The organism is Aporhodopirellula sallentina SM41 (genome assembly GCF_000346505.1).
Lineage (GTDB): Bacteria > Planctomycetota > Planctomycetia > Pirellulales > Pirellulaceae > Rhodopirellula > Rhodopirellula sallentina.
The window spans coordinates 1-7,572 of the sequence record NZ_ANOH01000011.1 but is presented as its reverse complement, the minus strand read 5'-3'; the positions used below and the strand labels follow the sequence as shown (position 1 = coordinate 7,572).

General features: G+C 58.8%; 5 protein-coding genes. 4 read left to right on the top strand and 1 reads right to left on the bottom strand.

The features are described 5' to 3' along the window. The first annotated feature begins 268 nt into the window (after positions 1 to 268). Both RSSM_RS00755 and pncA read left to right on the top strand, forming a co-directional pair. Positions 269 to 1,765, top strand: a complete 1,497-nt coding sequence (locus RSSM_RS00755) for a nicotinate phosphoribosyltransferase (protein ID WP_044300403.1) — start codon at positions 269 to 271, stop codon at positions 1,763 to 1,765. Then, positions 1,762 to 2,370 carry a bifunctional nicotinamidase/pyrazinamidase gene (gene pncA, locus RSSM_RS00750; protein ID WP_008673360.1) on the top strand — a complete coding sequence of 203 codons (609 nt, stop codon included), beginning with the start codon at positions 1,762 to 1,764 and terminating at the stop codon, positions 2,368 to 2,370. The genes RSSM_RS00755 and pncA overlap by 4 nt, the downstream gene beginning before the upstream one ends. A gap of 379 nt (positions 2,371 to 2,749) precedes the next feature. On the opposite strand, the gene RSSM_RS00745 is transcribed toward pncA, so the two are convergent. Continuing rightward, the gene (locus RSSM_RS00745) at positions 2,750 to 4,222 is read right to left on the bottom strand and encodes a DUF6513 domain-containing protein (protein ID WP_044300404.1); all 1,473 of its coding nucleotides are present in this window, start codon (positions 4,220 to 4,222) and stop codon (positions 2,750 to 2,752) included. A 166-nt stretch (positions 4,223 to 4,388) separates the two neighbouring features. Between RSSM_RS00745 and kdsA the strand changes: the two genes are divergently transcribed. Together kdsA and RSSM_RS00735 are read left to right on the top strand one after the other, a co-directional pair. Then, complete coding sequence (gene kdsA / locus RSSM_RS00740; RefSeq protein WP_008673355.1) at positions 4,389 to 5,258, top strand: 3-deoxy-8-phosphooctulonate synthase; 870 nt, start codon at positions 4,389 to 4,391, stop codon at positions 5,256 to 5,258. Between the two features lie 80 nt (positions 5,259 to 5,338). Further along, a complete protein-coding gene (locus RSSM_RS00735; RefSeq protein WP_008673354.1) occupies positions 5,339 to 7,180 on the top strand; it encodes a tetratricopeptide repeat protein in 1,842 nt (613 codons plus the stop codon). The last annotated feature ends 392 nt before the right edge of the window (positions 7,181 to 7,572 follow it).

The following is a 7,572-nucleotide window of genomic DNA, read 5'->3' as shown; positions in this document are numbered from 1 at the left end:
CAAACACGTAGGTCCGCATCTCCGAGGCGGACATCACCACAAGCTACCAGAGCCAACCAACGCCTGCCCTCGGTCTTGCAAAGACCGAGCTACGTGAGCCGAACGGCCGTAAGGCCTCGGGTCAAACCGCCAACCAACTCACCACCCCAACCATCCCAAAAACCCGAGTGCTCACGCACTTCGGCTCACTTGAACTCAACAACACTGCGAACCTGACTTGGGTTAAGCTGTCGTTTTAGACACAGCCTTCTTCGAAGCGGAGTTCGTGATGAACCGTTTGGCCGACGTCTACCGTCCGTCGTTGTCTTTGTTGACCGACCTTTATCAACTGACAATGGCGTATGGCTATTGGAAGAACGACTTGGCTGACCGAACGGCTGTCTTTCATCTATTTTTCCGCAGCAACCCGTTCGACGGTGGCTACACCATCGCATGCGGATTGCAAACGGCGATCGATTATCTCGCCAATCTTCAATTCAACGACGACGACCTCCGCTATCTCGAAACGCTCACCGGCGCGGATTCACAACCGCTCTTCGAGAACGCGTTTCTCGACTACCTCGGTAACCTCTCGTTCGAATGGGACATCGACGCGATCCCCGAAGGCACCACCGTTTATCCGCACGAACCGTTGGTGCGTGTTTGCGGACCGATGTTGCAATGCCAACTGGTTGAAACACCGCTGCTGAACCTGATTAATTTCCAAACGCTCGTCGCGACAAAATCCGCACGGGTGTGCTCCGCCGCTGGCGTCTTTTCGCAAACACCGACGAAGGACCGCGTGATCGAATTCGGGCTACGTCGCGCCCAAGGCATCGACGGCGGGTTGTCCGCTTCTCGGGCATCCTACGTCGGCGGTTGTGCAGGCACATCGAATGTTCTCGCGGGCAACGTTTTTGAAATCCCGATCGTCGGCACGCACGCACACAGTTGGGTGATGACGTTCGACAGCGAACAGGAAGCCTTCCAACGTTACGCCGACGCGATGCCGAACAACTGCGTCTTTCTCGTCGACACTTACGACACGCTCGAAGGAGTCCGCCGGGCCGTGGAGGTCGGCAAACGATTGCGAGAATCCGGGCACGAGATGCTCGGCATCCGCCTCGACTCCGGCGACCTCGCGTGGCTCAGCATCGAAGCACGAAAAATTCTCGACGCGGGAGGCTTTCCCGACGCGAGCATCGTGGCCAGCAACGATCTCGACGAGCGACTGATCACGAGTTTGAAATTGCAAGGAGCACGCATCGATACCTGGGGCGTCGGCACCAAACTCGCCACCGCGTACGACCAACCGGCTCTCGGTGGCGTCTACAAACTCGGCGCGATCCGTGACGATGACGGCCAGTGGCAACACCGTATCAAGTTGTCCGAACAAACGGTCAAGGTCAGCAACCCGGGGATTTTACAAGTCCGGCGGTTCGAATCCGACGGCGAACATCGCGGCGACATGATTTACGACGAACTGCTGGATTGGCGTACCGGCGACGACGCGACCATGATCGATCCGGCCGATGCCTATCGACAAAAAAGTTTTCCCGCCGATACGACCTCGCGTGATTTGCTCACGCCGGTCCTCCGCGGCGGCGAAGTCGTCTACGCGTCCCCGCCACTCGACGAGATGCAAGACGTCGTTCATTCGGAATTGCAGGCGACGCCATCGGCAGTCAAACGTTTCGAGAACCCGCACGAGTATCCCGTTGGGCTCGAGCAAGGATTGCATGAATTGAAAGCACAGATGATTCGCGACGCACGAGCAAGAAAATGAACGCATTGATTCTGGTCGACTTGCAGAACGACTTTCTCCCCGGCGGTGCCCTCGGCGTGCCCGGCGGCGACGAATTGATTCCGATCGCGAATCGACTGCAACGATCATTCGACCTAGTCGTGGCGACCAAGGATTGGCACCCGCCGAACCACTGCAGCTTCGCGAGCCAACACCCTGGACACGCGGTCGGGGATGTCATCGAAGTCAACGGGCTCTCGCAAGTCCTCTGGCCGGATCACTGTATCGAGAATACATCGGGCAGCGAATTTCAATCGTCGCTCGATACCGACCGAATTGAGAAAGTCATCCACAAAGGAACCGATCCGCAGCGGGACAGCTACAGCGGTTTCTTCGACAACGGCGGCCGAGTCGCCACGGGGCTAGGCAGATATCTGCACCAGCAGGACGTCGACGAAATTCACGTGATGGGATTAGCAACCGATTACTGCGTTCGAGCGACCGCAATCGACGCTGCCCGACTCGGGTTCAATACCTACCTCATCGCCAACGCCTGCCGCGGCGTGGAACTGGCCCCCGGTGATTGCCAACGGGCGATCGAGGAGATGCAAAACGCAGGCGTCCAGGTCCGCGAAATGGAGAACTAACCCGTAGCCGGAGTCACCAAGAATTCGGACGTGTGTTGTGGTGGGGAGTCTAAATTCCTGACGAAGCCCGCTACCGAATAGTCGCGTAGCGAAACTCGCCAAGAGTTTCGGCGGGCTGTTGCATTACCAGCCCGCTGCGCTACGGGCTGTTGATTTATTCGTTTAAACGCAATGCCGTTCAATGAAGCACCGGGTTGTGGCGTTTTCGTTTAACCGGTAGCCGTAGGCGACGCTTGACGGAACACAACCTACCCTTCGGGCACGGGTTAAACGAAAATTGAACGGTATTGCCGTTAAACGAATACAGGTTGACTCTTGCGAAACGCCGAAAGTCTTGGCGACTTGCGCTACGGATTTTGGGTCGAAACGGTGCCCCACTCTAATCTCTTCGATGCCGTGATTGCCTTGGGATGCGGTGGCGTTTTTCTTCGACCGTCAAATACCCCCACTGCAACGCTTGATCCTGTTCGTATTGCTTGCCGAGCTGCGCGGCGATCTTCGCCTTCGCGAGCTCAAAGCCCAAGTAAAACGCGTGCGAGACATCGACGTTTTTTGACTGCGGCATCGACAACAATTCACTCATCATTCCGAACGGTTCGTCACCGGTCAGATGCACGCCGGCGCTGATCAAGTGCACGACGCCGTCCTGCGCGAGAATGCGATAGTTGTTATCACGGATTCCCGACGCGAGAGCCTCGAGAGCTTCCGCGGAGTAAGGACGCAACTTAGGATCACGGAGCGTCACGAGTTGGTCCGACAAGCGTTTCGGCGGCACGCCTTCTTCGATGCTGTGATGCACCAAACGCCGGGCAATGTCACATTCCTTGATCGACGATCGAGCCCAATTGATCACCTGGGTCGTCAACACGCTGCCGACACCGAACTCCTGACAAAGGGCCAGTAACATTAAGTTCACCCCAGCCGAATCAACGTCGGTCAATTCGGTCAAGTTCCCGATCCCCATCATCATCGCGTGTTCAGGGTAACGACGGCGGGTTTCGGCGTATCGCAACAGCGAGGCACCGAAACCGAAACCGATCGGTTCGAGGATCGGATCGAGCCGCATCGCAACGTCGTGCTCGCCGAGAAAGTTGACTGTCGTGTCGAGCGATTCGAGATCGTCGGGCGTGTCGGGAATCGCGACCACCTCGCACCCCCACTGCGTCGCCGCGTCCCGGTTCGATGCGTTCACCGACAGCACCAACGATGCGCCCGCTGTCACCGCCGCGACCGTTTCCCGAGAGTCGAACGTGTCGATGCTGACCCGATGCCCTTCGTCGACGAGCGCTTTCACGTAGTCGCCGATCTGCAAACATTGCCGCGACGGATCGCAGCCCACATCGATCCGATCCGCACCATCGTCACGCAATGCCGCAGCGACCCGGACGACTTCCTCGACGCTGAGCCGCGGAGCGTGATTGATTTCCGCGATGATTTCGATCGAGTGTTCGTGCAGCTCGACGCTGCGAACTTTGCCGCCGAGCCACGCGTCCAAGTCGCGACAATCATTAGGGCCACACAGAATATTCTCAGGCGGCAGATTCGCGATCTCCGCCAACCGTTTCCGCCATGTCATCTCCGGTTGTTCGGCATGCACCGGATCGTCGATCGCGGCTTCGCAGTAGCCGGGCAAGATCACATGCGTGGCCGTGTCAGGAACATCGAGGTGCCGAGTCAACCACTTCGGCGTGATCAACGCCGCCACCGTGATCGGTGCAACCTGGACGCTGTGCCGCACCTGATGATTTGCTACCGCCTCCTCGGCATGCGTCCGCAACGCGATCTCAGCGAGCTTGCCGGTCACGAAGTGCAGGTGGGTCGTCGGTGTGAGTGTCGGAGGTGGCAAAGCGATCGCAGAGAAAATGTCGTGTCGATTGACGGGAGATGGAAGATCCGATGGAGGCCGCAGCAACCAAGGCCAGATTTCGATGGGGGGAGGACGGCACAGACCAAGACGTCTAAGATCACGCCACGCAACCACACATTCACTTGCCCTCTATTTGAGAGTCCTCGTTAGTATGCTCGCTCGTGTCGGTAATTACCTCTGTGGAGACGGCCAACCGTTGCTCTTGATCGCCGGGCCGTGTGTTTTGCAGACCCGCGAACTCGCGATGCAGATCGGCGAAACGCTCGCCCAGCTCAACGACCGGCCCGACGTGAATGTGGTCTTTAAGGCGTCCTTTGACAAGGCAAACCGGACCAGTTTATCAGCCAAACGCGGGCCTGGGATGGACGCCGGGCTGCGACTGCTCGAGGCCGTCGGTGCCGACAGCGGGTTGCCCCTGACGACGGACATTCACCTGCCCGAACAGGCCGCCCCGGCTGCCGAAGTTTGCGAGTTGTTGCAGATTCCGGCGTTTCTCGCTCGCCAGACCGACTTACTCGTCGCGGCCGCGAACACCGGACGATCGGTGAACGTGAAGAAGGGCCAATTCATGGCACCGACCGACATGCGTTACGTGATCGACAAACTCAACGGCAGTTTCCCGGACTCGCAAACCGATCCCGCGGCGGATCCTGATGCCGCCGACGCCAAACCGGGCCGCGTCCTAGTCTGCGAACGCGGGACGTTTTTCGGTTACGGGCGTCTGGTCAACGACATGCAATCGATCCCGATCATGAGGTCTCTCGGGGCTCCGGTCGTTTTTGACGCCACGCACAGCGTCCAACAACCCGGCGGATTGGGGGGCGCGACCGGCGGAAATCGCGAAATGGTCGAACCTTTGGCCCGCGCAGCCGTAGCCATCGGGTGTGATGCCCTGTTCTTTGAAACGCATCCCGAACCGGAAACCTCGCCGAGCGACGGTGCCAACATGATTTTTCTCGATCAGTTCATCGGACTCGTCGATCGATTACTGCAACTGCGAGAAACCATCGAGTCGCTGTAACCCCAACCGTCCATTCGCCCGCGAATACGTGGAATTTCGCCACGCCGCTGCTCAAACCGTTACCCGAACAGACCCCACCGATGCGATCGAACGTCCTTCTCTGCTGCGTATTTGCTCTCGCGTTGTCGTCCGCTCTCGGTTGCCGCGACGAGTCCAGCGAGATGGACCGGATCATGGCCGAGCGACAGGTAGCGTTGCAGGAAAAAACGAGACAAGACCACCTCGGCGAAACCGTCTCGCTGCTCAACCAATACGTTTCGCTCAACGAAGAAAAAGCTCGCCGCCAGATCGCCTACCATACCAACCAGTGGCTACGCGAAAGTGAAGCGAGGGCCAAACGCAGCGGCAAGGAAATCGAGCAGCCGACTGAGATCCCTGAAATTGCCGAAACCCTCGGCGAAATGCTCTCTCCCGAAGCACTCCAAGACAAGATCCTGCGACCGGAGTTCACGACCGACGACGTCCCATTCCTGCGAGACGCGAACACGTTCCGACACGTCGTCGCATGGATCGATTCGCCCGTCCGCGACGATTTGCTGTTCGCCGATTGGCTCGAAGGACTCCGTCAAAACGCCCGCGAGCAACCGGGCGAAGACTCCGACGATGTCATGACGCAGGCTCAGATCGATCAGTTGCAGACCGCGATGCGTTTGTTCGACTGGACGGTTCGCAACGTCGCGTTGGAACCCGACACTCTGCCCGCACCTCCCGGCCTGCAGATTCCGCGGATGCCTGCGGGGCTGCCTTTCGAAGGCCCCGGTTTTCGGCAATCTGACTACCAAACGTTGTGGCGCGGACGGGGCGATTGGCTGCAACGCAGCGGCGTGTTCACTCAGCTTTGCGTGCAAGCCGGCATTCCAGCTGCCGTCTTGGCAACGCAGTCGGACGAAACCGGCTCACGGACGCCGTGGTCGGTCGGCGTGTTGATCGGTGAACAGATTTTTCTCTTCGAACCCAAACTCGGATTGCCCATCCCCGGCCCGGATCAAACGGGGATCGCGACCCTCGCGCAGGCTCGCAAGGACGCGTCGGTGATGCGTCGGTTGGACGTCGCGGGGTATTTCGACTACCCGTTATCGCGTTCGGACGTGTCACAGAGCGTTGCGTTGTTGAACGTGCATGCCGAAACGTTGGCAACGCGTATGAAGCGACTTGAATCCGGCCTGACCGGCGACCGGCGAATGACGTTGTGGGTCGACGCCGAAGATTGGGCGAAACGGTTCGACGCCGTACCGGGGATCGCAGGCGTTCGCATTTGGGAGATCCCAACGATCAACGAGATCTACGCTCGCGGCATGGAACTCGTCGCCGAACGCGACCCTGCGTTCGCGTTCTGGTACCGGGCTCGGTTCGCAGTGATGGAGTCCAACGACGCCTCATCGAACAACCTGGCCAAAGGTCGTTGGAAACATCTCACCGGCGAGTTCGTTGATGACGAAATCGAAGGCGAATCGGGAGCCCGAACACGATACCTCGAACAACGTGCCCCCGAGTTCGAAATTGATGACCTGCGGATCAACGTGGAGTTGCAAATGCAGTACGGCCTGCGACGTGAACTCGGGGTCGAACCGGCCCAGTACGATGCCCAGTTGCGGCAAATGCAGGACTTCATGCGGCTCGGAAAACGAACCGCGACGTACTGGTTGGCTCTCGTTCAGTACGACGACGGACGTTTCCAAACCGCCCATAACTGGTTCACCAAACGCGTCCTCGACGATGAGCAGCGTTCTTACTGGGAAGACGCTGCGGTCTATAACGCGGCTCGATCGATCGAAGCAGAAGGAAAGATCGAATTAGCGATCGCGACGCTCAAAACGGACCGAAACGTGTCCGACCACGGAAACCGTCTGCGAGCCCGTTTGCTAGGGAAACTGGCTTCGGAAAGCGAACCGGAAACGGAAGACGACGCGGAAGAGGAATAAGTCTGCGGCTCCTGAGGGCGTGGCCGACACGCTGGTTGATATCGGAAAGATGGTATTCGGGCTTGCCCCGGCGGGACGTCAAAGGCTTGCTACGACAAGAAGATTGCGCGCCAACGATCTCCGACGGGCACGTCGAGATGGAATCAGCGACTCGATCCGTTGCTCCCGCCGGAGCAAGCCCGGACGGAGAACAGATTATTGGAGAGGCGTGTGGTAGCCGTCACTTGTGTCCTCCGCCGGGACAAGCCCGACGGAAAGGCGAGGTCAAGTGAGCCGAACGGCCGTAAGGCCTCGGGTGGAAACGCCGATCAACTCACCATCCCAACACCCCCAAAAAACCGAGTGCTCACGCACTTCGGCTCACATGTATTCCACAACTTGCAGCGAGCATG